General features: G+C 42.8%; 24 protein-coding genes. 11 read left to right on the forward strand and 13 right to left on the reverse strand.

Features of this window, described 5'->3' with window-relative positions:
* Positions 1-1122, reverse strand: coding sequence for a DUF362 domain-containing protein (locus tag ACI4L0_RS11440; RefSeq protein ID WP_439800304.1), 1122 nt, complete (start codon positions 1120-1122; stop codon positions 1-3).
* A gap of 33 nt (positions 1123-1155) precedes the next feature.
* A complete protein-coding gene (locus ACI4L0_RS11445; RefSeq protein ID WP_439800305.1) occupies positions 1156-2226 on the reverse strand; it encodes a phospho-N-acetylmuramoyl-pentapeptide-transferase in 1071 nt (356 codons plus the stop codon).
* A 330-nt stretch (positions 2227-2556) separates the two neighbouring features.
* On the opposite strand from ACI4L0_RS11445, the gene ACI4L0_RS11450 reads away from it, so the two are divergent.
* Positions 2557-3837: an HD-GYP domain-containing protein gene (locus tag ACI4L0_RS11450; RefSeq protein ID WP_439800306.1), complete on the forward strand. Its 1281-nt coding sequence runs from the start codon at positions 2557-2559 to the stop codon at positions 3835-3837.
* An 87-nt stretch (positions 3838-3924) separates the two neighbouring features.
* Here the strand turns inward: ACI4L0_RS11450 and aroA are convergent, their stop codons facing one another.
* The 5 genes from aroA to ACI4L0_RS11475 form a co-directional block, all read right to left on the reverse strand.
* Positions 3925-5319, reverse strand: coding sequence for a 3-phosphoshikimate 1-carboxyvinyltransferase (gene aroA / locus ACI4L0_RS11455; protein ID WP_439800307.1), 1395 nt, complete (start codon positions 5317-5319; stop codon positions 3925-3927).
* Between the two features lie 82 nt (positions 5320-5401).
* Positions 5402-6448 (reverse strand): extracellular solute-binding protein, encoded by a 1047-nt coding sequence (locus tag ACI4L0_RS11460; RefSeq protein ID WP_439800308.1) that lies wholly within the window; start codon positions 6446-6448, stop codon positions 5402-5404.
* Positions 6449-6619: 171 nt separating this feature from the next.
* Complete coding sequence (locus tag ACI4L0_RS11465; RefSeq protein ID WP_439800309.1) at positions 6620-7492, reverse strand: ABC transporter permease; 873 nt, start codon at positions 7490-7492, stop codon at positions 6620-6622.
* On the reverse strand, positions 7489-8505 hold the full coding sequence (locus ACI4L0_RS11470) for an ABC transporter permease (protein WP_439800310.1): 1017 nt from the start codon (positions 8503-8505) through the stop codon (positions 7489-7491). Before ACI4L0_RS11470 ends, ACI4L0_RS11465 begins: the two co-directional genes overlap by 4 nt.
* Positions 8502-9692, reverse strand: a complete 1191-nt coding sequence (locus tag ACI4L0_RS11475; protein ID WP_439800311.1) for an ABC transporter ATP-binding protein — start codon at positions 9690-9692, stop codon at positions 8502-8504. The genes ACI4L0_RS11470 and ACI4L0_RS11475 overlap by 4 nt, the downstream gene beginning before the upstream one ends.
* 292 nt (positions 9693-9984) lie before the next feature.
* Between ACI4L0_RS11475 and ACI4L0_RS11480 the strand changes: the two genes are divergently transcribed.
* The 7 genes from ACI4L0_RS11480 to ACI4L0_RS11510 all read left to right on the forward strand — a co-directional run bounded on the left by ACI4L0_RS11480 (position 9985) and on the right by ACI4L0_RS11510 (position 13969).
* Positions 9985-10743 (forward strand): AzlC family ABC transporter permease, encoded by a 759-nt coding sequence (locus tag ACI4L0_RS11480; RefSeq protein WP_439800312.1) that lies wholly within the window; start codon positions 9985-9987, stop codon positions 10741-10743.
* Positions 10740-11072, forward strand: coding sequence for a branched-chain amino acid transporter permease (locus ACI4L0_RS11485; RefSeq protein ID WP_439800313.1), 333 nt, complete (start codon positions 10740-10742; stop codon positions 11070-11072). The genes ACI4L0_RS11480 and ACI4L0_RS11485 overlap by 4 nt, the downstream gene beginning before the upstream one ends.
* Before the next feature lie 143 nt (positions 11073-11215).
* On the forward strand, positions 11216-11752 hold the full coding sequence (gene rbr, locus ACI4L0_RS11490; protein ID WP_439800314.1) for a rubrerythrin: 537 nt from the start codon (positions 11216-11218) through the stop codon (positions 11750-11752).
* Between the two features lie 223 nt (positions 11753-11975).
* The gene (locus ACI4L0_RS11495) at positions 11976-12197 is read left to right on the forward strand and encodes a hypothetical protein (RefSeq protein WP_439800315.1); all 222 of its coding nucleotides are present in this window, start codon (positions 11976-11978) and stop codon (positions 12195-12197) included.
* 327 nt (positions 12198-12524) lie between these two features.
* Positions 12525-12953: a 50S ribosomal protein L13 gene (gene rplM, locus ACI4L0_RS11500; RefSeq protein WP_439800316.1), complete on the forward strand. Its 429-nt coding sequence runs from the start codon at positions 12525-12527 to the stop codon at positions 12951-12953.
* A gap of 12 nt (positions 12954-12965) precedes the next feature.
* A complete protein-coding gene (gene rpsI, locus ACI4L0_RS11505; protein WP_439800317.1) occupies positions 12966-13358 on the forward strand; it encodes a 30S ribosomal protein S9 in 393 nt (130 codons plus the stop codon).
* A 77-nt stretch (positions 13359-13435) separates the two neighbouring features.
* Positions 13436-13969, forward strand: coding sequence for a regulatory protein RecX (locus ACI4L0_RS11510; protein WP_439800318.1), 534 nt, complete (start codon positions 13436-13438; stop codon positions 13967-13969).
* On the opposite strand, the gene sppA is transcribed toward ACI4L0_RS11510, so the two are convergent.
* The 4 genes from sppA to ACI4L0_RS11530 form a co-directional block, all read right to left on the reverse strand.
* A complete protein-coding gene (gene sppA / locus ACI4L0_RS11515) occupies positions 13966-14985 on the reverse strand; it encodes a signal peptide peptidase SppA (protein ID WP_439800319.1) in 1020 nt (339 codons plus the stop codon). The genes ACI4L0_RS11510 and sppA overlap by 4 nt on opposite strands.
* Before the next feature lie 88 nt (positions 14986-15073).
* Positions 15074-15709 carry a DUF975 family protein gene (locus ACI4L0_RS11520; RefSeq protein WP_439800320.1) on the reverse strand — a complete coding sequence of 212 codons (636 nt, stop codon included), beginning with the start codon at positions 15707-15709 and terminating at the stop codon, positions 15074-15076.
* Between the two features lie 72 nt (positions 15710-15781).
* Positions 15782-16366: a class IV adenylate cyclase gene (gene cyaB / locus ACI4L0_RS11525; protein ID WP_439800321.1), complete on the reverse strand. Its 585-nt coding sequence runs from the start codon at positions 16364-16366 to the stop codon at positions 15782-15784.
* A 126-nt stretch (positions 16367-16492) separates the two neighbouring features.
* Positions 16493-17692, reverse strand: coding sequence for an ATP-binding protein (locus ACI4L0_RS11530; RefSeq protein ID WP_439800322.1), 1200 nt, complete (start codon positions 17690-17692; stop codon positions 16493-16495).
* A gap of 523 nt (positions 17693-18215) precedes the next feature.
* Here ACI4L0_RS11530 and ACI4L0_RS11535 point away from each other — a divergent pair.
* The 3 genes from ACI4L0_RS11535 to ACI4L0_RS11545 are packed head-to-tail and all read left to right on the forward strand — an operon-like array spanning position 18216 to position 21808.
* Positions 18216-19214, forward strand: a complete 999-nt coding sequence (locus ACI4L0_RS11535; RefSeq protein ID WP_439800323.1) for an ABC transporter substrate-binding protein — start codon at positions 18216-18218, stop codon at positions 19212-19214.
* Between the two features lies 1 nt (position 19215).
* Entirely contained in the window at positions 19216-20853 is a 1638-nt protein-coding gene (locus ACI4L0_RS11540) for an ABC transporter permease (RefSeq protein ID WP_439800324.1), read from the forward strand.
* Complete coding sequence (locus ACI4L0_RS11545) at positions 20813-21808, forward strand: ABC transporter ATP-binding protein (RefSeq protein ID WP_439800325.1); 996 nt, start codon at positions 20813-20815, stop codon at positions 21806-21808. The genes ACI4L0_RS11540 and ACI4L0_RS11545 overlap by 41 nt, the downstream gene beginning before the upstream one ends.
* Before the next feature lie 242 nt (positions 21809-22050).
* Here the strand turns inward: ACI4L0_RS11545 and ACI4L0_RS11550 are convergent, their stop codons facing one another.
* Positions 22051-22617 carry a hypothetical protein gene (locus ACI4L0_RS11550; RefSeq protein WP_439800326.1) on the reverse strand — a complete coding sequence of 189 codons (567 nt, stop codon included), beginning with the start codon at positions 22615-22617 and terminating at the stop codon, positions 22051-22053.
* Entirely contained in the window at positions 22604-23326 is a 723-nt protein-coding gene (locus tag ACI4L0_RS11555) for a DUF3800 domain-containing protein (RefSeq protein WP_439800327.1), read from the reverse strand. The genes ACI4L0_RS11550 and ACI4L0_RS11555 overlap by 14 nt, the downstream gene beginning before the upstream one ends.
* Positions 23327-23335 lie beyond the last annotated feature (9 nt).

The following is a 23335-nucleotide window of genomic DNA, read 5'->3' on the forward strand; positions in this document are numbered from 1 at the left end:
CTAGAATTTTTCTAGGATGTACTTGCGGGTTCCCAGTCCGATTTTTTCGCCGTGGACGAGTGTCATGTTCCACACTGATTCCGGTGAAGAATCGTTCCACAGGTCTTTTGTAAGTTTCAGGCCTCTTCCTGCATTGTCTGTAATCTGTGTGTTGTCAAACCGCGTGGCTTGATTGCACAGATCGCTGCATGCCTGGTCAAGGGCGACAGGATCAAAGCTCGCCGCCATTCCAAGATTCGGTATAAGCGGCGCATCGTTGAATGCATGGCAGTCGCACCAGGGGCTTACATCGCGTATTATATTTATGTGAAAACAGGGGCGGCCGTAGCATACTGCCTGTGTGTATTCCGCCATTTTGCAGTCAAGCTCCTGATTCGCACTTCCGTTTGGATTATAGATTGCATCAAAGTTGCACGCGCCGATGCATCGTCCGCAGCCCTTGCAAATTTCCTGGTTTATAAAAGCCTTTTTATTTTTGTAGGTGATTGCATCCGAGCCACATTCTTTTGCGCACAGGCGGCATCCTTTGCAGGCATCCTGGTTGACTTCCGGCTTTCCGGAGCTGTGCTGATCCATTTTTCCTGCGCGGCTTCCGCAGCCCATTCCTATGTTTTTTATTGCGCCTCCGAATCCGGTTGCCTCGTGCCCTTTGAAATGTGAAAGGCTTATAAAAATATCCGCATCCATCACGGCTCTTCCGATGTGCGCCTTTGTGCAGTATTCGCCGTTCACAACAGGAACATCAATTTCATCTGTTCCCTTGAGCCCATCCCCGATGATTATCTGGCAGCCAGTTGTTGCCGGAGAAAAACCGTGCTTTTGAGCGCAGTCAAGATGATCAAGTGCATTTTTTCTGTAGCCGGGATAAAGTGTGTTGCAGTCTGTGAGAAAAGGCTTTCCGCCAAGCTCCCTGACAAGTTCTGCAACTGCCCTCGCATAATCCGGGCGCAGAAATGACAGGTTTCCGTCTTCGCCGAAATGAATTTTTATAGCGGTGAATTTTCCGTAAAAATCAATCTGCTCTATGCCTGCTTTTCTGCACAGCTTTTTCAGTTTTGCTTCTATTCCGCCGTCCTGTGTTACGCGGAAATCTGTGAAAAAAACTTTTGATTCCTTTTCCATACTGCACCTTGCCTGTGTCCGCCGGTGAAACCGCTATCTGATTTTGAAGAAAATTCCGAGCATCGCCACTGTGATCAGAAGCTGTATTATCATGAACTTTATAAGAACCTGAGTCGGAGACCATCCCTTGTTTTTTCTCATGTGGTCATGAAGCGGAAATCTTATAGTTTCAAAAATTGAAATGTGAAAAAATCTTTTCAATGCAACTTTCAAAAGCCCGACACCGCCGTTTATAAAAATAATAGATGAAGTCGCAAGAAAGAGAAAAGGGTTGCCGCTTATCATAACGCATACGCCTATAAAAAATCCAAGCGCGCGCGAACCGGCATCTCCCATGAGAACAGAGCTTGGAAACGCATTGTGCCACAGGTATCCCATAAGAACTCCTGATATGCAGAAAATTATAATCGCCCAGGAAGCTCCGTCTTTTAAATGCGGAACAAGAAGGTAGGTTGAAATATCAATGTGTCCAAGCACAATGTAAAAAAGAAATCCCATTGTCAGAAGCGCTATTAAAACCAGCGCAGAGCTCAGACCGTCTACGCCGTCAGTGCAGTTTGTTGTGTTCACAGACATCCAGAGCATAACCACTGTTATAACAGCATAGAGGCACGGCGGAATATTGATTGACTTGGAAAGAAATGGAAACCAGAATCTAAGATGTCCGTCAGGGGAAGTTTTTGAAAGATAATGCATAAGAAGAATTGCCGCCGCCGCTGTGATGATAAAATCAAGCAGAGCCTTTCGATATTCGCCCCATCCTTTCTGGCTTCTGTCGTCAAGAAATCCAGTTAGCATCATAAACCAAGTGAGAATAAGAATTCCGCCCTGAAGATAGTCAAGCGGAACAATCACAAAGCTCAGAACAACAAAAATCGTGATAAAAACAATTCCTGCTCCTGTCGGCTTGCCTTTTGCAGTTTCCTTTGTAAGCGCGAATTCTCTTCCCCTGTCGCTTGGCAGATATTTATAGAATTTAGGAATCAATACCTTTGAAAGAAAAAAACCTGAATAAAGTGCAAGTGCGATTAAAACTGTGTATGACTGAAAAAGCCTGGCTGGTCCCCAGAAATTTTTCAGCAAGCCGCCAAGATAGTAAATCAAAGTAAAAACTCCTTTTAATGTAATTTTAAAATAATATCATAAAATCGCCCGGCATTCAATGTGTGATTTTTCAGGCTCACAAAAATCATTTTTTTTAATGAAATGTTAAAAATTGCGGAGATATACGCCACGGTTTGCGGCCAGGCTGTTTAGACAGGAAACAGAATTTGTTTAGATTCTTTAAGTTTTATGTGAAAATTGATTTTCGTGATGAGCATATAGCTTTTGATGTTGATTTTTAGCTGGAATATTTCTATAATTTTGAAGTGTTTCTAGGGAATTTGAGTTTTTGAAATTTTTTTCATTGCCAATGGATTGACAGGAACTTTTATGCCGATTGAAGACGAAGAATTTTTTGCTGAGAACATTGAGAATGTCAATAGGCTTACAACTGGCATTTTGCTGCTTGGAAATGTTCTTGCCCCTCTTTTTATCATTATCAGCAGGATTGGCATTTTTGAAATTCCATATTCATATTCAATCAGTCTTGGAATTATAATTGTTCTGTTTTCTATTATCCAGAGCATTTTCGTCTATGTTTTCCGCTGGCACAGAATTCCAATGTTTTTTGGTCTTTTCGTTATGGCTGCAATTTTGGCCTATATGGGAACAAATGGTCATATTGGAATCAATATTTCCTATGTGCTTGTAGTTTTTCTTAGCTGCCTTTATTACAACGTTGTGCTTACAAGATTTATTGCGCTTGTCTGCTATGTGTTTATGATTTTTTCTATCTATTTCCGGGCAAAAGTTATGTGCGTTAACTTTGGCACAACGGAAAGCTTTTACTTTTTTTCACAGAGCGCAGGTTTTACAATAGAATTTGCTTTTTCCTATATTATAGCGGTTTCGCTTTCCAAAAGGAGCCATTCCACACTTAGCCGTGCGCTGAAAAAAGCCTTTCAGCTGAAAGACACTCAGATGAAGATTATGGAGTTTATTCCTATAATTCTGGAAAGCCATGAGCTTTTTACGGGGCATCATGTAAGGCATACTGTAAAATATGTGGAGCTCATTTCCAGGGAGCTTGTGAAGGAAGGGCATTATAAGGACATTTTGACGGATAATATTATTTCTGTGTATTCCGCGGCGGCAAACCTGCATGATATAGGAAAGGTTCATATTCCGGACAGCATTCTTAACAAGCCCGGAAAATACACTTATGAGGAATTTCAAATGATGAAATCCCATCCTGAAGAAGGAAGAAGGCTTATCCGGCTTTTGCCTATGATAAACAGGGGCTTGTTCAACATGATTGCCGAGCAGATGGCTTACTGCCACCATGAAAAATATGATGGAAGCGGCTATCCGAACGGGCTTTCTGGAATTGAAATTCCGCTTTGCGCCCGCATAATGGCGGCGGCTGATGTTCTTGATGCTCTTTTAAGCTGGCGTCCTTATAAGCAGCCTTTTTCTATTGAGCGCACTATTGAGATTTTCAAGGAATCCAGAGGAAGCCACTTTGAGCCTTGTATCGTGGATGCTGTGATAAATATTGCTTCTGACATAGAAAGAATTTCAAATGAATTTCAGAGGCAGGAAATCGAAGACGAGCGGAAAGAATATGACTGGAGAGTCCAGCTTGATGAGGGCCGCGAAAAGAGCAGGTGAATTCAGGGCTTTTGAAGTTTACAGATTGCTGTACTTGTGCCAAAGACTGGCAGTGAATGTACAGCAATAGCAATGAAAATTCCGCTTTTATGTTGCTTTTGTAAATCCAGCTCCGATTTTATTCATGGCTTCAAAAAATTCAGGGAAGCTCACAGAGCAACATTCAGCGTCCGCCACCTTTACTTCCTGACCTGCGCCGAGTCCAAGTCCAAGACACGCAAGGCTCATGGCAACCCTGTGATCAAGATAGCTGTTGACTTCCGCGCCGTGCAGTGAAAAATCAGGATTTGCGGAGCCGTCCCTGAGCACCGGAGAATGTCCGTGTATTGCAATAAAATCGCTGCCTTCTTCCACTGATGCTCCCAGTTTTTCCAGCTCGCTTTTAAGGACTGCAATGCGGTCTGTTTCCTTTTTGCGGCAGACACTTATGTCCTCAATGAAAACTGTTCCTTCAACAAAGCACGAAACCGCCGCCAGCGCGCAGACAGCATCGGGGAAGCCTGAAAGATTTACGTGCAGCTCGCCGTTGTCCAGATGCTCTGCCGAAAGTCTTCCTATTCCGTCCTTTGCTTTTTTTCCTCCGCGGACAGTAAGAGAGCTGTTTTCTGTGTTCAGGTCAATGTCAGCTCCAAGTGATTTTAGGACATCTACAATCGCTGAATCTCCCTGGGTGCCTCCGAGGTCTACATTGTCCACGGTGATTTCGCTGTCGGTAATAAGGGCTGCGATCAGCGGAAATGCCACAGCCTCCCAGTCGCTTGGAATTACTGTATCGAATGAACGGATTTTTACAGGACCGTCAACTTCGATGTGCTTATAGTCATCTGAAATTCTTGCGTTTACGCCGCAGCTTTCAAGCCATTTTTTTGTCATAAAAAGATACGGGGTTTCCTTTGGATTTGAAAGCTCGATTTTCAGTGTGCCGTTCATCCTTGTGGCGGCCATCATCATTCCTGAAATATACTGGCTAAGCTCGCCGCCTGTTTTTACTGTGCACCCGGATTTTACCGGGCCTTTTATGAGCAGCGGACAGGTTCCGCTTTTTTCCTTTGCAGTGAATGCCTGCGCTCCAAGCTGTCTTAGCGCATCTGTCACATGGTCTACAGGCCGCTTGCGGATGCTTTCATCTCCTGTGAATATGCTCCAGCCGTCAAACGTTGCCGCGATTGGCGACATAAAGTAAAGCAGCGAGCCGGAATTTCCTACATCCACGACATTGTCCGGCAGATGAATTTTGCCGCCTGCGCCTTCAACTGTCCATGTCTGGCCTGTTTTCCTGGAATTCTCATCAAGCGTGATTTTTGCACCGATGAGCGGAACAGCGCGGCTTGTGCTTAGACAGTCTGCGCTTGGAAGCGGATTGCGTATAAATGAAGTTCCCTCTGCGAGTGAAGCAAGAAGCAGTGCCCTGATTGTATGTGATTTTGAGCCTGGAACCTGAATGTGTCCATGGAGAATTGTATTTTTTGCAATGATTTTCATAGCCGCTGATTATAACAAAAAAGCCCCTCATGCGCAAACCAAATATCCGGGTTTGTCATGAAGGGCGCGGATTTTCAGAAGGCTATTCTGTAAAGCGGATTTCCTGCCAGATATCGTTGTACTTGTCAAGATCCTCTGCAAGATCTTCCTTGAGCACGCAGTTTGAAAGCTGCTCCGCCTTGTACATCGGGACTGTCGTTGTGTACTGTCCGGCATCCTTGTTTACAAAGCACGGAAAGTTAAAGGCATCAAGAAATTTCGCATAGACTTCAGGGCGGTGAATATAATTTATAAATTCATTCGCAAGGCTGTAGTGAGGCGCATCCTTCAGGATACACATGCTGTCAAGGTATGAAGGACCGCCTTCTTCCGGAATAAAGAAGTCGATGGTTTCCTCCCATTTTTCTTTTGGCACTTCGCCGAATATCACTTCAGCGTATCCCTGGCACAGCCAGAAGTCCCCTGATGCGAATGCCTTTCCGAATCCCTCCGCATCGAATTTCACAAGGTTCGGCTTCCACTTTTCAAGAATGAGTGTTTTTGCTTCCTTGAGCTGCTGGCTGTCTGTTGTGTTTATACTGTAGCCAAGGTGCGCAAGAGCATCGCCGATTACTTCGCGCATATCGTCCATCATTGTGGCATGCTGGGAAAACTGCGGATCTGAAAAAATGTTCCAGCTTCTTTCGTAGTCTGAGCTGGCCTTTGTTTTGTTCACGGCTATTCCTGCTGCTCCAAAGTAATAGGGAACGCAGTATTTCATTTCAGGATCGTAAGTTGCTTTTTCAAAGACTTCCGGATTTATATGAACCTTGTTTGTCATCTTGGACTGGTCAAGCTCGCGGAACATTCCCTGGTTTATCATTATTGAGCAGTAGTCCTGCGACGGAAAAACAATGTCATAGCCTTTTGCGCCGGCACGGAGCTTTGCGTACATTTCCTCGTTGGAAGCATAGCTGTCGACTTTCACGGTGCAGTTGAATTCCTTTTCAAAGTCACTCAAAACTTCATCAGGCGTGTAGTAAGTCCAGTTGTAGAGATACAGTTCATTTTTTTCCTTGCATGAAAAAAACGGCAGTGACATGGCGCAGGCAAGCGCGGCTGAAATAAAGAAAGAAAATTTCTTGTCCATAAGAATCTCCTGTGGCAGAGCATTTTTGCAAAACGCCTTGCTTTTTATTAGAGAAGAAATGTTTGGCGCTTGAAGCGAGCAATCATTCCTTCCTTGCTGTTCTTCGTATTTTAAAATACAAAAAACAGCAGATATTAACACTGAATAATCTCTCGGGTGTCCGCGGTTTCCTTATCTTGAGGCCGCAAATGATTTTAATCGGCTTCTAAGCAGAACGGCGATTGCGCAGATTGACAGAATCAGCACAAATGAAAGAGAGTTGATTACGGGACTTACACCAAAGCGTATAAGCGAGTAAATGTAAAGAGGCAGCGTTGTGCTTCCGGGGCCTGAAACAAGCGCGGTTATAACGTAGTCCTCGAATGACATTGTTATGCTCATCATAAAACCGGAAATTATTCCCGGCATGATTGCAGGAACAATCACTTTTGTGAGTGTCTGGAATTCGTTTGCGCCAAGGTCATGGCTTGCTTCGATAATTGAATAGTCAAATTCATCAATTCTTGCGCTTACCATAAGATAAACAAACGGAAGGCAGAATGTGGTATGCGCTATAAAAATTGTAACCAGCCCCAGGTCAAGATTTATTCTGCTGAAAAAAATCAGAAGCGAAATTCCCATTATCACTTCGGGCAAAACCATTGGCAGAAAACTCACTGTCTGAATGTAGGATTTTCCGATGAATTTGTACCAGCTTATTCCTATTGCCGCAAGAGTTCCGAGCAGTGTAGCTGTAACCGCCGCCGCCAGAGCAACGATAAGGCTGTTTAAAAGCGCATGCCACAGTGGCTTTGAGCTGAAAAGAAGCTTCTGGTACCAGATGAGTGAAAAACCGCTGAAAGATGCATCCTTTGAGCTGTTAAATGAAAAAAACACAATCACAAACAGCGGCAGAAACAAAAACATCAGCGAAAGACAGAGCACAGTGTTTGACATGCTCAGCGATGTGTTCCGTTTTTTCCACTGGCGTTTTGCGTGCCTGTTCGACTCGCTTTTTGGAATCGCCCTGTATTTTCTTACAAGCATTAGAATCGGATTTTTCATTTTACGCCTCCGAGTGTGGCTTTGGAAATGCTTTCAGCTATGCTTGGGGTTGTGTCTTCTTTTTCAGACTTCTTGTTTGATTCGGCTTCTTTTTTTCCTGTTGCAAGCATGAGCAGAACACCCGCCATGCTGACGATTGTAATTACAAGGCTGAATGCGGAAGCCAGCGGCCAGTTGCGGACTTTCACCTGGTCAAAAATTATGTTTCCGACCATGTAGCTGTCTTTTCCTCCGACGAGCTGAGGCACTGTGTATGTTCCAAAAATCGGAATAAACGTAAAAATCATTGCGCTCAGAATTCCGCTTTTTATTCCCGGAATAAGAACCTTGAACATTGACTGCGCCTTTGTTGCTCCAAGATCGCGGGCGGCCTCAAGCAGTGTAAAGTCGAATCTGTCCACTGCCGTAAAAATCGGAAGAATCGCATAGGGCAGATACATGTAAATGCTCACAAGAATTACGGCGCCTCGCGTGTACATGAATTTATGCGGTGCAAATTCCTTTGCGGAACCTGTCAGCGCGCAGATTATCCGGTGCAGAAGCGAAAGTATCTGGTTTAAAAAACCGTTGTCGCCCAGAATCGTCATCCATGCAAAAATTCTTATAAGGCTGTTTGTAAGAAAAGGCACAACAACAAGAATCAAGAGAAGCGTCTGCCTTTTGCTGCGTGCCATTGCATATCCGCATGGAAGCGAAATTAAAATTGTTATTGCGGTCGGAATAACAGTGAGCCACAGCGTGCGCAGAAAAATCATTCCATAGGCGGGGCTGAACATCTGCTCGTAGGCCTTGAGCGAAAATTCATCTGTAACGCCGCCGTAGACATTTCTCTTTAAAAACGAATAGCGCACGATTATAAACAGAGGAATTATAAAGAAAAGCGAAAACCATGCTCCCATCGGCCATGCGTATGCCGGCCCCGGATTTGTTTTCTTGTATTTCGCGTTGTAAGCCTTTGAAGCAAGCTTCAGCTGAAAGCTTTTGCGCGCAGGTTTTTCTTTTTTGCCGCTCATGTGTTTATGTCCTCAACAATGTAGCCGTCGTCAGCCGACCAGGAAACAAAAACGGTGTCCTTCCATGCTATTTCCGGCCCGTCATCAAGATAGTTCGTGTGCTGCTTGAACACTTTGATTATCGCTCCGTTTTCAAGCCTCACATAAAATTTTGACTGGAAGCCGGTGTAGATTGGCTCCTCTACAATTCCCTTGAAAACGTTGATGTCTTTCCGTCCGCCCACATTCGGCTCTTCCAGCGTTATGCGGATTTTTTCCGGGCGTATTGTAAAGCAGACTTTCTGTCCGGGATTTGTGTGGTCATAGTCCGTTACAAGGATATTTTTGTCTTCCTCTCGCATCGCCTGGGTTTCTCCCTTGAGCTTGGCCTGAAGTCCCAGCACGGGCGTGTTGAGTGTGACATTGAATTCGTCTTCACCCTTTGCATTTTTATGAGGCTCGCATGAAACTACTGTGCTTTCAAACAAATTTGTTTCGCCGATAAACTGCGCCACAAACTGCGTGGCAGGACTTTCATAAATTTCAAACGGCGTTCCAACCTGAAGAACCTTGCCCTGGTTCATGACTGCAATTCTGTCGCTTACGGCAAGGGCTTCGCTCTGGTCATGAGTAACGTAGATGAAAGTGATTCCGATTTTGTCGTGCAGCGCATCCAGGTCAACAAGAAGATTCGCCCTGAGCTTTGCATCAAGCGCAGAAAGAGGCTCGTCAAGCAGCAGAACTTTCGGCTCGTTTATAAGGGCACGCGCAATCGCCACACGCTGTCTTTGTCCGCCTGAAAGCTGATTCGGCTTTTTGAACATGTGCTGGTCAAGCTGAACAAGATGGAGATAATCCCTGACCTTGCTGTCGATTACCTTTTTGTCTGTCTTTTTGAGGCGCAAAGGGAACGCAACATTTTCGTACACTGAAAGATGGGGAAAAAGCGCGTAGCTTTGAAAAACAGTATTGCTCTGGCGTTTGTTAGGCGGAAGAGGCACTACATTCTTGTCGTCAAAAAGAACAGTCCCCTCGTCAGGAAATTCAAATCCTGCGATAATGCGGAGAAGGGTTGTCTTTCCACAGCCGGACGGTCCAAGCAGGGAAAAAAATTCGCCCTGCTTAATTGTGATGCTTATGTCATCAAGCGCATGGAACGAGCCAAAGTGCTTGGACACGCTGTTAATAGAAACTGTACTTCCGTTCACTAGGGTACAACTCCTTCTGTGTGATGGCAGACTAAAAGTCCAGAAAAGCGCTTTTTGGCACCTGAGGCGATTAATCAGCGCTAGGTGTAATTTGTATTTAATACGTAAAAAAGTCAATCATTTTTGAAAAAAAATAACTATGATTTTTTAAACTTTTTTCCTTATTATTTTCCTTGTGAAAAATAAAAATTTTACCGCAGAACGCATCCCGGGCAAAAGTTTTTTTCAAGCGGTCACGGGCATTTTTCTGTGTTGAATCAATCAGGGTTTGTTGTTATTATACGTTTTTATTATGAACCGCTTTGTCTTTGCCCAGGCTCTGAAAATAACCGCGCCGGTTTTTTTTGGATATATTGCGATTGGAATCGGCTTTGGTATGTTGCTTGTGAATGCCGGCTATCCGTGGTGGCTTGCTGTTGTTTTATCTCTTGTGATGTATACAGGCTCCGGACAGTATTTTATAGTCGGACAGCTTGCCTGCGGAGCTTCGTTTGCGGAGATTTTGCTTGTGCAGTTTCTGCTCAGTATACGCCATATATTTTACGGTCTTTCGCTTATTTCAAAATACAAGAACACCGGCGCCAAAAAGCCATATCTTATTTTTTCGCTTACGGATGAAACATTTGCGCTTGTCCACGGAATAGAGCCTCCTGCGCGCGTTGACAGGGCTTCGTTTTATGCTGCTGTTTCCATGCTCGACCAAAGCTACTGGTGCCTCGGAAGCCTGATCGGCGCTCTTGCATGCACGGTGATGAACCGCTACGGTCTGGAACGGTTTCTTGCCGGTGTGGACTTTGCGCTGACTTCGCTTTTTATTGTGCTTCTTATTGAACAGCTCAGGGCTTCCAAAGACTGCGTGCCTGCTGTGACAGGTGCCTGCGCGGCTTTTATTTCCGTGGTTCTTTACAGGGCTGGTGTGTTCGGTTCGTCAAATATAATATGGGTTTCTATCTGCGCTGCCCTTGGCGTTATGCTTCTTGCGAGAGGTCCTTCATTTTTTGAGCGGGAGCGGATTTTAAAATTGAATGAAAGCGGGGAGGATGTGTTATGAAAAGTCCGTATACTCTTGCAATGGCTCTGGTGGCTGTTTTTGTTTCCGGGGCGATTATCTATGGAACAAGGCTGCTTCCGTTTGTCGCCTTCAGCAGAAGAAAGCCTCCGGCTGTAATCCGCTTTATAGAAAAATATACTCCGTCTTTGATTATGGCGGTGCTTGCTGTCTACTGTTTCAAGGACACAGTTTTTTTGCAGCGTCCGTTCGGAATTCCGCATCTGGCTGCTTCCTTGTCGACTGTCGTTTTGCATCTGGCGTTCAGAAATGCAATGGTGAGCATTTTTTTCAGCACTGCGCTTTTTATGGTTCTTTCCTGCGTGATTTAGCATCGCTTCAAGTGCCGGAAACTTCCCCTGAGCCCGGAATTGCGTTTTTGTAGCTTCAATTAAAAAATAAATGGAATTTATCTTAAAAATAGATTATACTTTTTTATATCGTATTTGGCTTACGAAAACACTGGAGGTAATACATGGAATTAAAAGGATCTCAGACTGAAAAGAATCTCATGACAGCATTTTCAGGAGAATCTCAGGCTAGAAACAAGTACACTTATTATGCAAGCAAGGCGCGCAAGGACGGCTTTGTTCAGATTGCGAAAATCTTTGAGGAAACAGCAGAAAATGAAAAGGAGCATGCCAAGATTTGGTTCAAGCTTCTTAACGGAGGAATAAAGGACACCGCCGAAAATTTGAAGGACGCTGCCGCCGGTGAAAACTACGAGTGGACAGATATGTATGCCGGTTTTGCCAAGACTGCCCGTGAAGAAGGCTTTGTTGAAATCGCGCAGAAGTTCGAGGCTGTCGGCGCAATAGAGAAAACACACGAAGAGCGTTACCGCAAGCTTTTGGACAATGTTACAAAGGAATGTGTTTTCAGCAAGGACGGAGATGTTATCTGGCAGTGCTCAAACTGCGGACATATCTGCGTAGGAAAAAAAGCTCCTGAGGTTTGCCCTGTATGCAATCATCCGCAGAGCTACTTTGAAGTAAAGGCTGAAAACTACTAGCTGAAAATGCCGCTTCTGTTCTGTGCAGGAGCGGTGTTTGTTTTGTCGGGAGCTTCTGAAGGCTTTTAGCTTTTTGGAGGCTCGCAATGAACTTGAGTTTGCGTTGCAAGCTTTTTAACACAATGCGTTTCTTCAATTTGTTGCAGGAACGCTTAAAAACTCAAGCCGGGAATTTTCTGCGGCTTCAGCTGCGGTTTTTTATCGGCTTTTAACGGGAGTTTTTATGGTTTCATTGTTTATAGGTATTCTTCTTATCTGTTTCTGTGTTTTTTCCTGCCTTTCCCTGAACTGGACTGGTGACATTCTTTCATTCCTGAGGGGATTTGCTCCGTGTTTTGCTGCTTTCTGCGGACTTATTTCAGTTTTTATAGGATTTGCTGATATAAAGGACAAGAGGGAAGCAAAAAAAGAAGAAATGCAGGCAAAACTGGCAGAAAAAAAATAGAACTTTTTCCGGCTCGCCGTTATGCGCGGGCTGGGATGTTTTTAAAGCCGCCTCTGGAAATTTCAGTTTTAGGATCTGGCTTAGAACCTTGGGAAAATGCTTGTTTTAACGGGCTTCAATGACCAGTGCGCTGGATTTGCGGGCAGCCCTTTCATTTAAAAATATACTTTTTATCTTCTTGATTTCATTTAATTTATTGACTAAAGACTGCGGAACATGGTATTATACATTACCCCGTATATATTGTTGGCAACAGCTCATTGCCTGCAAACGTTTGAGGCTAGATGCAAAGCGGATAACGAAATGTTTTTTTAGAAAGGTATATACATGAAAACTTATTTTGCTAAGAATGAAGATGTAAAAAATGATTGGTATGTCATTGATGCATCTGGAAAAACTTTGGGACGTGTGGCTGCAAAGGCTGCTTCTGTTCTTCGTGGAAAGCACAAGCCTTCTTTTACACCGAACTCTATTTGCGGTGATTTTGTTGTCATTGTAAACGCTGAAAAAATTCAGGTTTCAGGAAAAAAAGCTGACAATATGCTTTATCGCCATTATACAGGTTTTGTTCGCGGTCTCCGTTCTTATTCATTTAATACTCTTATTGCAAAGCATCCTACAGAGCCTTTGAAGAGAACTATTTGGGGAATGTTGCCTCATGGTCGCCTTGGACGCAAGATCATTGGAAATCTCAAGATTTACGAAGGTCCAGAGCATCCGCATGCTGCTCAGAATCCAAAACCACTTGAAGTTTAATAGGAGCATATCGTGATTAAGAATTTAGCTATTGGCACAGGAAGAAGAAAGACAGCAACAGCCCGTGTTTTTTTGCGCGAGGGATCTGGAAAAATTGTTGTTAACGGAAAAGATATAAGAGAATATTTTGCAACTGAATCACAGGCTCGCCTTGTTGTTCAGCCTCTTTTGGTTACATCAAATGTAAACAAGTATGATATTCTTATAAATGTTTGCGGCGGCGGTCTTAACGGACAGGCTGCGGCATGTCTGCATGGTGTTTCACGTGCTTTGACTCAGGTTGATCCTGATGCACGTCCTTCGCTCAAGGCAAACGGCTATCTTACACGCGACTCTCGTATGGTTGAGCGCAAGAAGTATGGCCAGCGTGGTGCACGCCGCAGATTCCAGTTCAGCAAGCGCTAAAATTGGTTATACGTCAGATACAGCAGACTTTTCCAGGGGTGTGCGAAATCACACCTGCTGAGGGGTCTGCATTTTTTTTGCGCACAGATTATCTTTCTCTTCTGGATGCCTCCGTGCTTTGTGACGGCGCGGAATTTTCGGATGAAGAGGCTGCTGATTTGCTTGAAGCCGCTCTTGCCTATGCCGCGGAAACCGCTGCAATGTCGTATCTTTCGAGGGCTGAACAGTGCCGCTTTGGGCTTGAGCGCAAACTCCATGCCAAGGGAATTGAAAAATCCGCGGTTAATAAGGCCCTTGACTATCTTGAAGGCTGCGGATATCTCAGCGATGAGCGTTTTGCCGGCGCCTGGCTTAGAAACCGCGCAATAGACCACACGGAAGGAAGAATAAGGCTTGCCGCCGAGCTTGCTTCACGCGGAATTGAAAGCGGAATTTCCAAAAGGGCGCTCGATGAGTTTTTTTCAGACAGGGATGAATTTGATATATGCCGCCGCGCTTATAAAAAACAGCGGCTTTTTGAAAGCAATGCTGAAAAAATAAAAGCCGCCCTTATCAGAAAAGGCTTCACACTGAAACAGATAGAAGCCGCTGTTTTGCAGGAATCTTCTTAGCGCATGTAGTAGTAGGCAGGAAATTCAACCTGCGGCTCCAGAACTTCCATTACAGATTTTGGAATTCCTGATTCAGTTCTTTTTAGCTCACTGATACTTCCCATTATTATGTTGTAAAGGCTGTCTTCTTTTTCGTATGCAAAATCAGCCGTTTCATATTTTGCAAAATCAAATTCAGCGCGGCTCATTGCTTCGGCAACATCGTCAATGGAGCCTATTTCGTTTATGAGCGAGGCTTCCTTTGCCTGTGCCGCAGTATAAATCCTTCCGTCCGCGAGCTTGTACACTTCATTTTTTGTCAGTCCGCGGCTTTGCGCCACAATGTCTGTAAACTGCTCGTAACATTCGTCCGCGATAGCCTGCATTATGTCGTGCTGCTCCTGTGTCATCGGCTCGTTGAAATTTCCCATGAGCTTGTTGCGTCCGGCATGGATTGTTGTGGATTTGATTCCCCATTTCTGCATCAGCCCGGTCAAGTCCGTGAACTGGCCGGCAATAACGCCGATGCTCCCTGTGAGCGTGTTCCTGTTCGCCATTATGTAGTCGGCCGCGCATCCCACATAGTAGCCGCCGCTGGCTGCAAGAGCGGAAAAGTATGCGTATACAGGACGGCCTGTTGCTGCTTTGTATGCCTGGAGCGCAAGATAAACTTCGTCAGACTGGTAAACGCCGCCGCCCGGTGAATTTATCACAAGTATGATTCCCTTGTTGTTTTTGTCCTCTTCAAGGCTCTTTATTGTGGACAAAATCCATTTCTGGTTGTACGAATCGTTTGCTTCAGCTATTACGCCTTTTATAAAGAGTCTGGCGATGTATTCATTTTTAGGGAATGAATTTTCCACTGTGGCTTTTCCAAGCAGACGGCTTTTGAGCTTGTTTTCCGCTGAAAAAACAGAGGGGGAAGCTGCCGCGCGCCGGGGGGCTTTTGCTCCAAGAAACAGTGCCGCTAGAATTGCGCATAGAAAAACTGCCAAACCTTTCTTTGAATACTTTTGTGCCTTAAATCTGAATTTCATAATGTCATCCTTTATTTTTATGCTTAGTGCCCGGAAAATTATTCCTGCACTGCGCAATTTTTATTTGTTGATACTGTCTGCGGCAAAGCTATGCTTCAAAGTCCGCCGGAGTCAGCACGCCGGTTCTGAAAGCCTCTTCCTTGAGCGCGTAATATGCGTTTGTAAAAGACATCAGCTCGTACGGCTTGATCCATATCTGAATAATAAAAAAAGTGAACACCGAAAGAATTTCCCATGGAACAAATTTCAGTGCCATCATAAAAATGTCCGCCTTGTGTCCGCGCATGAGAATCTTGCTTATATTCATTGCCTTGCAGACAGAAATCCTTGGATTTTCCGCCAGAACAAAAAACATCTGCGAGTAGGAAACGGCTTTTATTATTCCGGGAAAAAAGAAAAGCATTGACCAGAGCACAACCCACAGAAGAAAATACAGTCCGGCCGCAAATGCCTTTATAAAAAAATTGAAGCTGTTCACAAAGACCGAAAAATCCGCCTTTCTGTTTTCGTTGTGAATGTGAATAAAAATCCGCAGAAACGAAAATATAAAAACACTGATTGTAAAAACCGCAGCCAGAAATCGCACCAGACCTGAGTCGTCAGTTAAATTCCGCGCGGCAAGCACTGTGGCGGCCAGAGTCAGCATAAATGAAGCGGCAGGAACTTTCATTCTGCCTTTCAGCTGAACGCGGGCCTGCGTGCTGTAGCGTGCACTTTCAAACATTTTTTTTCTCCGATAAGTCAAGAATTAATCTGCGCTCCCCGAATCCGCAACGCGGACTGAAAAAGACAGCGCCTATTTATGCTTTACAGCTTCCTCCTGAAGAAGCTCTGAATAGTATCTTTGTTCTATGCAGCTTTTTTCGATTCCGCATTTTTCAAGAAGCTCAAATAAAATGCCCTGAATTTTTTCTACGTCCTCTTCTTTTTTTGAAGGCGAAATAATTTCGATTTCCAGAAAAGTTCCGAGCGGAGGCACAGTGCAGATTTCAAGATTTGCGCAGAAGGATTCTCCCTGGGAAGAAACCGTGTGCTGCCATGCCATGGTCTGCTTTTGTTTTTTTAGCGCGACTTTGAATCCTGCATCCTGAAAAAACTGCTCGAGCGGCTCTGCGCATGAAAGTTCGGCTTCAAGCTCTTCGTTCAGCTCTGTGCTGAAAGTTCCGCTTGCGGCTTTGCGCTCCTTGCGCTTGTAGGTGACTATGCAGGTTGTGCCGTCAGTGCGCTTTTCTTTTCTGATGCGTATTTTTACGGGGTTCAGCGGACTTTCGTAGTAGACGTCTGTTTTTTCAACTTCCCCCTTGAATTCGGCGAAGGTTTTCAGAGTTTCAACTAATGCGCTTTTATTGTAAACGCGGGCTTTGATTTCGATTTCGTTCATTTTTTTTATTCTATCACATTTGGACGCAAGAGAAAAGAAGGGTATTTTGGGCGCGGTATTTTCAGGTGCGGCTTTTCTATTTTTTTTAGACAATTCACTTAGTCTAACAATAACGGAAAGTTTTTATTACAGCAGTTCTTCTGGAGCGATATTCAGGAATGTTTCAAGGTCTATTCCTGATGCGGAGGGAAAATCTTTGCTGGACACAACATAGATTTTTGCTTCAGGATATTTTTTCTTGAAGAGTTCCATTCCTTTGTTTGCGAATCGTGCGCCGCTTTTTACTTCTATAGCCGCAGTTCTGCTGCCGTCGGAAATGACAAAATCCACTTCATCGTTTCCGTCGCGCCAGTAATTCAGTTTATAGCCGTTTATGACTGAATTGTTTATAAGATGACAGCCTGCACATGATTCTGTAAATCTTCCCCATAAATCAGGCGTGTTTTTTGCTTCGCTGAAAGTGTGTTTTTTGACTGCTGAAAAAAGAGCGTTGTTGTAAACCTGTAGTTTGGGGCTTGAAGAACGGGTGCGCTGTTCACTGCCGGAATATTTTTGAATTCCGCCTAAAAGTCCGCACTGGTCAAGCAGCTCAAGATAATGCGCAATCGTTACTGTGTTCCCGGCATCCGTCAAAGTTCCGAGCATTTTGTTAAAAGGCAGAATTTGTGACGAATAGACTGTTCCCAAATCAAACAGCTGCCGTAAAAGTGCTGGCTTTGCAATAGAGGTAAGCATAATTATGTCTTTTGAAATGCTTGTTTCGATGATTGAATCTTTAATGTAATTTTTCCAGCGTTTTTCATCTTTGATCAATTCCGCGCTTCCGGGGTAGCCACCAAAATAAATATATTCATCCAGAGTAAAACCGAACGCTTCTTGCATTTCAGAAAATGTCCAGTGCGGAATATGTATTAATTCAAACCGCCCTTGCAGAGATTCTGTAAGTCCTTTTTCTATCAAAAGCCGTGATGAACCGCTCAAAATTACTTTTATGTTTGTTCCGTTTTTTGAGTCTTCGTCCCAGAATTTTTTTACGTTTTCGCTCCAGTTTGAAAGTTTCTGCACTTCATCAATTACAATTAAAACTTCGGTTTCTCCGTTTTTTATCATCATTCGGGCGTTGTTCCAGATTTGTTCTATAAAAACATTTACTGAAACTGTTACTGCATCTGCGCTTTCACTTATATAACTGTATTTATAATTTTTGAGGAAATGGCTGATTATGGTTGTTTTTCCGACTTGCCTTGGTCCTGCGACAACCTGAATGAATTTTCTGTTTTCTGATATTCTTTTTGTAAGTTCCGATACAAATAAAGTTCGTTCCATTTTTGTTCTCCTGTAGTCTTCTATTTCTGTAAAGGTAATTTAGTCAGTATATTGGGTATTTTTACTTAACACAGTAAGTAATTTTACTCAGTGTATAAGGAAAATAGATTTTTTTCAAGACAGGATTTTTTTCCACACATTCTTTATTGTCAAATGTGGCGCAATCGAATTTATAGAAGACATCTGCTTGTTCAGGGGGCATAGAAATTCTGTGTGTTGAGCGCATTTGAACTCCGTAAAAAAGCACATAATATTTGTGCTAAAAAAATAAATATGAAAAAAACAGATTGTTTGCCTTAGTTCTTTGTAATGACACTGGCTTGGCATTTGGATATTCTCAGAAAGCCGGCGGAAGAAGCACGTGCTATAAATTGAAATAATGTAAATAATGTTTGTGCAGAATTCCTGCGGAATTTTTATGTGGCATTGAAAAATTTTTTAAATCTGGTTATATAAAAACAGTTCGTTTTTATGTATTTTTAAGTATCAGATAAATTTTACAAAAAATTTACAAGGAATGATTATGAAAAAGTGCCGTCATATTTTTGTTTTTGCCGTTGCTGCATTTTGTACTTTGTTTGCGTCATGTCAGAAAAAATCTGAACTGCGCATTTATTCGATTATCCACGAGGAAGAAACGCGCGCGCTCACTGAGCTTTTTACGCAGAAAACAGGAATCCCCGTTACGTATCTGCGTGCTACTACAGGCGAACTTGTAAACCGCGTGATTTCAGAAAAGGACAATCCGCAGGCAGACGTTCTGCTTGGCGGTGCTACAAGCTATCACATTCTTGCAGATGAAGCAGGCGCGCTTGAAAATTACGTTTCGCCGCTTGCAAAAAATATTCCTGAATATGCAAAATCAAAAAACGGAACCTGGACAGGTTTTTGCGTTCTCACTCTTGGAATCGGAATAAACGCGAAACGCTTTGAACAGAAATTTCCGGGTACGCCGTATCCTAAAACTTGGGAAGATCTTGCAAATCCGCTTTTCAAAGGCGAAATCGTTTTGACAAATCCTGTCGCATCTTCTACGGCATATCTTTTTGTCCAGAATCAGTTACAGCGGCTTGGCTGGGACGACGGCTGGAATTATCTTTTGACGCTTGCTCCGCTTGTAGGTCAGTTTCCTGATTCAGGAAGTGCGCCTGCAAAACTGATTGGCACAGGCGAATATGCGCTTGGAGTTTCTTATCTTCATGCGCTTGCAAAATATGCTTCGGAAGGTTTTGACATTCAGCTTGCCGCTCCGCCAAAATCTGTGGGCGATGTCGACTGCATTTCGATTATGAAAAATACAAAAAATCTTGATGCGGCAAAAAAGTTTGTTGACTTTATGCTTTCGACGGAAGCGCAGGAATTGATGAGTTCGATTGATTTTACCGTTCCTGTCAACCCGGAAGCAAAGGCTGCAAAAGGTTCAATCCCGCTGAGCGAAATTGATTTGATTGATTATGACACGAAACTTGCCGCTTCGCAAAAAGAACAAGTCCTTGAAAAGTGGAGCAAAGAAGTCAGGTAATTTGAAAAAATTTGATTTAAACAAAAACAGCAGATCTCTGTTTGCAGCCCGGTCTGTTGTTTTTCTTTTTTTAACTGTCTGCATAATTTTTCCTCTTTTCTGCGTTTTAATTTCTGTCCGCGTTTCAGATTTTACAAAAGTTTTTTCTTCTGCAAATTTTCATCAGGCGCTTAAAAATACTTTTTTTGAATGCCTTGCTTCTTCGTCAGTTTCTGTTTTAATCGGCTATGTTTTTGCGTACGCCGTCGTAAAGGGAAACATACCTTTTAAAAAGTTTTTTTCGTTTGTTCCGCTCATTCATTTGATGACGCCGCCGTTTGTCGGAGGGCTTTCGTTCATTCTGCTTTTGGGACGGCAGGGTTTTGTTACGCACCATCTTCTCGGACTGAATGTTTCGCTTTACGGTTTCTGGGGACTTTTGATTGCGCAGAGTTTGTGTTTTTTTCCAATGGCTTATCTAATCTGCATGCAGTCGCTCCTTGCGATTAATCCGAATCTTGAACAGGCGGCAAGGAGTATGGGCGCAGGGAACTTGAAAATCTTTTTTACGATTACCCTGCCATTGAGCGCGCCGGGCATTCTTTCGTCGTTTTTGTTTGTCGCCGTAAACGTTTTGAGCGACTTTGGAAATCCGCTTATCGTTGCAGGACGGTTTCGCGTTCTTGCAGTTGAAATTTATACTCAACTTACGGGCTGGCTTAATGTGGGAACAAGCGCGGTGCTTGGAATCGTGCTTATAATTCCGTCTGTGATTTTGTTTGTAATTCAGAATAAAATGCTAAAAAATTTTATGCCGAAAATTTCAAGTATCGGCGGTAAAAATTCGCTGGCGTTTGGAATTGATTTTGACTCAAAAAAATATTTCGGGCGCGCGTCGTCTTTTTTGATGACTGCGTTTGTAATTTTTATTTCGCTTTGTGTGGCGGCGCAGTTTATTGCAATCATCGTCGGAAGTTTTCAAAAACTCTGGGGCGTGAACACGAGTTTTACTCTGGAACATTTTTTTGCCGTACGTCATTATTCAAAAGGTCTTGTAAATTCTGTTTTGTTTGCATTGATTGCGGCAGTCTTGAGCACGTCGTTTGCGGCAGTTTCTTCGTACATCGTTCACAGGACGGACTCGCGTTTTAAAAACATAATCGACATTTTTTCGCAAATTCCTTCGAGTATTCCGGGAAGCCTTCTTGGTCTTGCAATCAGCATCGCTTCAAACATTTTGAATTTTCACGCCGCGCCTGTGCTGATTGTCATTGCGATGACTGTGGCGTTTTTGCCGTTCAGCTACAGAATCATCTCGCAGTCCTATGCGCAAATCAGTCTGTCGCTTGACGACAGTTCGCGCTCGCTCGGTGCAAACCAGATGCGCACTCTTTTTTCCGTGATTGCGCCGATTGCTTCAAACGGAATTTTCTCGGGCTTTATTTATGATTTTATCCGCGGTGTCGGAACTTTGAGCGCCGTCATTTTTCTTGTTTCGTTCAACACGCCGCTGACTTCGATAAACATCGTAAATCTTGCAGAGCAGGGCGACTGGGGAAAATCGTGCGCGCTTGCTTTTATTCTTACGATGATTACATTTTTAATTTTGGGAATGGGTTATGGAATTATTAAAATTAGAGAACGTAAAATTCGCTTATAAAAAAACGTCCGTTATTGACGATTTTAACCTGTCTGTTGACGAGGGAAGTTTTACGACTTTGCTCGGTTCAAGCGGCTGCGGAAAAACTACAGTCCTTCGGCTCATTTCCGGTTTTCTGAATGTGCAGGACGGCTTTATAAAAATCAACGGCGAAATTCAAAACGGAATTCTTCCGAACAGGCGAAAGGTCGGAATGGTTTTTCAAGACTATGCGCTTTTCCCTCATCTCACGGTTGAGCAAAATCTTTTTTACGGGCTGAACTTAACAAGGCCGTCAAAAGAACAGAAAGCGCAGAACGAACAGATTGTAAAAACGACTGCCAGAAACCTCGACATCGAATCTTTAATGAACCGCTTTCCCTCTGAACTCTCAGGCGGTCAGCAGCAGCGCGTTGCACTCGGTCGCGCACTTGTTTTACAGCCGAAAATTCTTTTAATGGACGAACCGCTTTCTTCGCTTGATACAAACCTGCGCCTCAAAGTCCGCGAGGAACTTAAAGAAATTCAGCAGAGGTTAAAAATTACGACTGTGTACGTAACTCATGACAGAGAAGAAGCGTTTTCGCTTTCTGACAAAATTGCCGTGATGAACAACGGAAAAATCGTTCAATACGACACGCCGGAAAATTTATACTTTAAACCGAAAAACCGCTTTGCCGCAGAATTTTCAGGCGCTGCAAATTTCATCCTGCAGGACGGAAAAACTTTTTTAGTACGCCCCGACTGGCTTACGCTCATTCCCGAAACTTTGAATTCCGAAGAACACAAAAACAAGAAACTTCTGTCTGGAAAAATAATTTCTTCGTCATTTCTGGGAAGCCGCGTTGAATACAAAATTCAGACAGAACAGACAGAAAGCCAGATTCTCACTGCCGAACTTTCAAGCATAAACCCAAAAATCGAAACAGGCACAAACGTCACCCTCGAAATCCTGCGCCAAGTTGAAATCGACTGACATGATACGAGTGATGCGGATTCTTTCTGAAAAAACTCCTCTCGTCAATTATTTACAACCGGAACTAGGCTTATGAAATTATCTTGGACAGTAGTGATAATCAACAGAAGTATTAGAATCAAGCTCCCAGCCGGCATCTTTAAAGCATTTTTTTCAAGTATCATCCTTTCTACTGTCGATATACCCATTTTAACATATCTCCATATTGACTTTTGATCAAAAAGTGATATATTTTAAGTATCTCATCTACCAGTTGTAGAAGGAGTTTCTGAAGACGTTCCGGTTACCGAAGCGTCTTTTGCTTTTTTAAACTGGTTATAGTGTTTTAACTGCTTTTTCAAGGCATTGTCATATTCAAGATAATAAGCAGTAATCAAAAGATTATAGTCCGCACGTTTTTCAATAATTACCAGATAACGTTCTTCTTCAAATAAAAAATGAACTCGTGAATACATCTTCCATGGTTCTTCCCAGATTTTTATTCCGTCACAATCTGAATTTGAACATGAATTCTTACATAAATAGTTTTCAATGACTTTTCGAATCCAATGTAGCCTTTCACATCTTTTAAAATCTGGCTCACGGTCTTTTACATTTTCGTAATTCTTGCAAGTAAAATGAATAAATGATTCTTCGTATCCGTCAATAATTGGTAAAAACCTTACTTTTACAATTTTACCATCAAAAAGTGGATGCGAATTAATAAAATCGTCGCGATATTTTTTATATAGAGAAGCCTCGTATTGTTTATAATCCGTATCAAAATCATACGGATTCAAAGATGGAAGCCAGCAATTATTTTGTTCCATTCTCATGTGCCTTCCATATAAAAAGATTAAATTTATCTTCACGCAACAATGTAGATTTTTCAAGAGAATAATTTGAACGCTGCTGAATAAGTTTTATCAAATCAATTTTTGTTTGGCTTCGTTTTTCACCTTCAGGGAATTTTCTATTTTTATAACAGAAAGCTCCAATCAAAATATCCGTAATTTGCATAATCTGAACTTCTTCAGAACGAATTGGTTTAACCTGTTTTACTATATTCTTAGAAAAATCATAGATAGAATTACGTATAACTTCCTGCAACTTTTGTGCTTTCTGAGCTGAATGGGTATCTTTAATATCAATAAAAATATTATACTTTTCTGTAGGTAAAAGCATAGCTTTTAACATGCTAAAGTACATTTTATAATACCAGTCATCATGTGTTTGATTGAACTCCTCGTGTTTTAAAAGGTCTTTATTTGGAATTAAAAGTCCCCTAAAATGTAAATCCTTTTCATCAAAGAAATATTGAACTAAATCTTCATAAACCAGTCGTTTTACAGGAGCAACTTTTGTCCATTTTAATTCAGCATTTACAGGAACATTATTGCGAACCTTTATTTGCTTAATCCGCTCATTTATTTCGTGCATTTTTTCTTTTGGACACCAAACTGCACCTAAAACCATTACATTGCTATTATCATGTTCAAGATGACAGCTTTCATCGCAGTAAAAATTATATTCGGTCATGTTCCTTTT

The sequence above is a fragment of the Treponema sp. genome, assembly GCF_051883275.1.
In the GTDB taxonomy this organism is placed as follows: Bacteria; Spirochaetota; Spirochaetia; order Treponematales; family Treponemataceae; genus Treponema_D.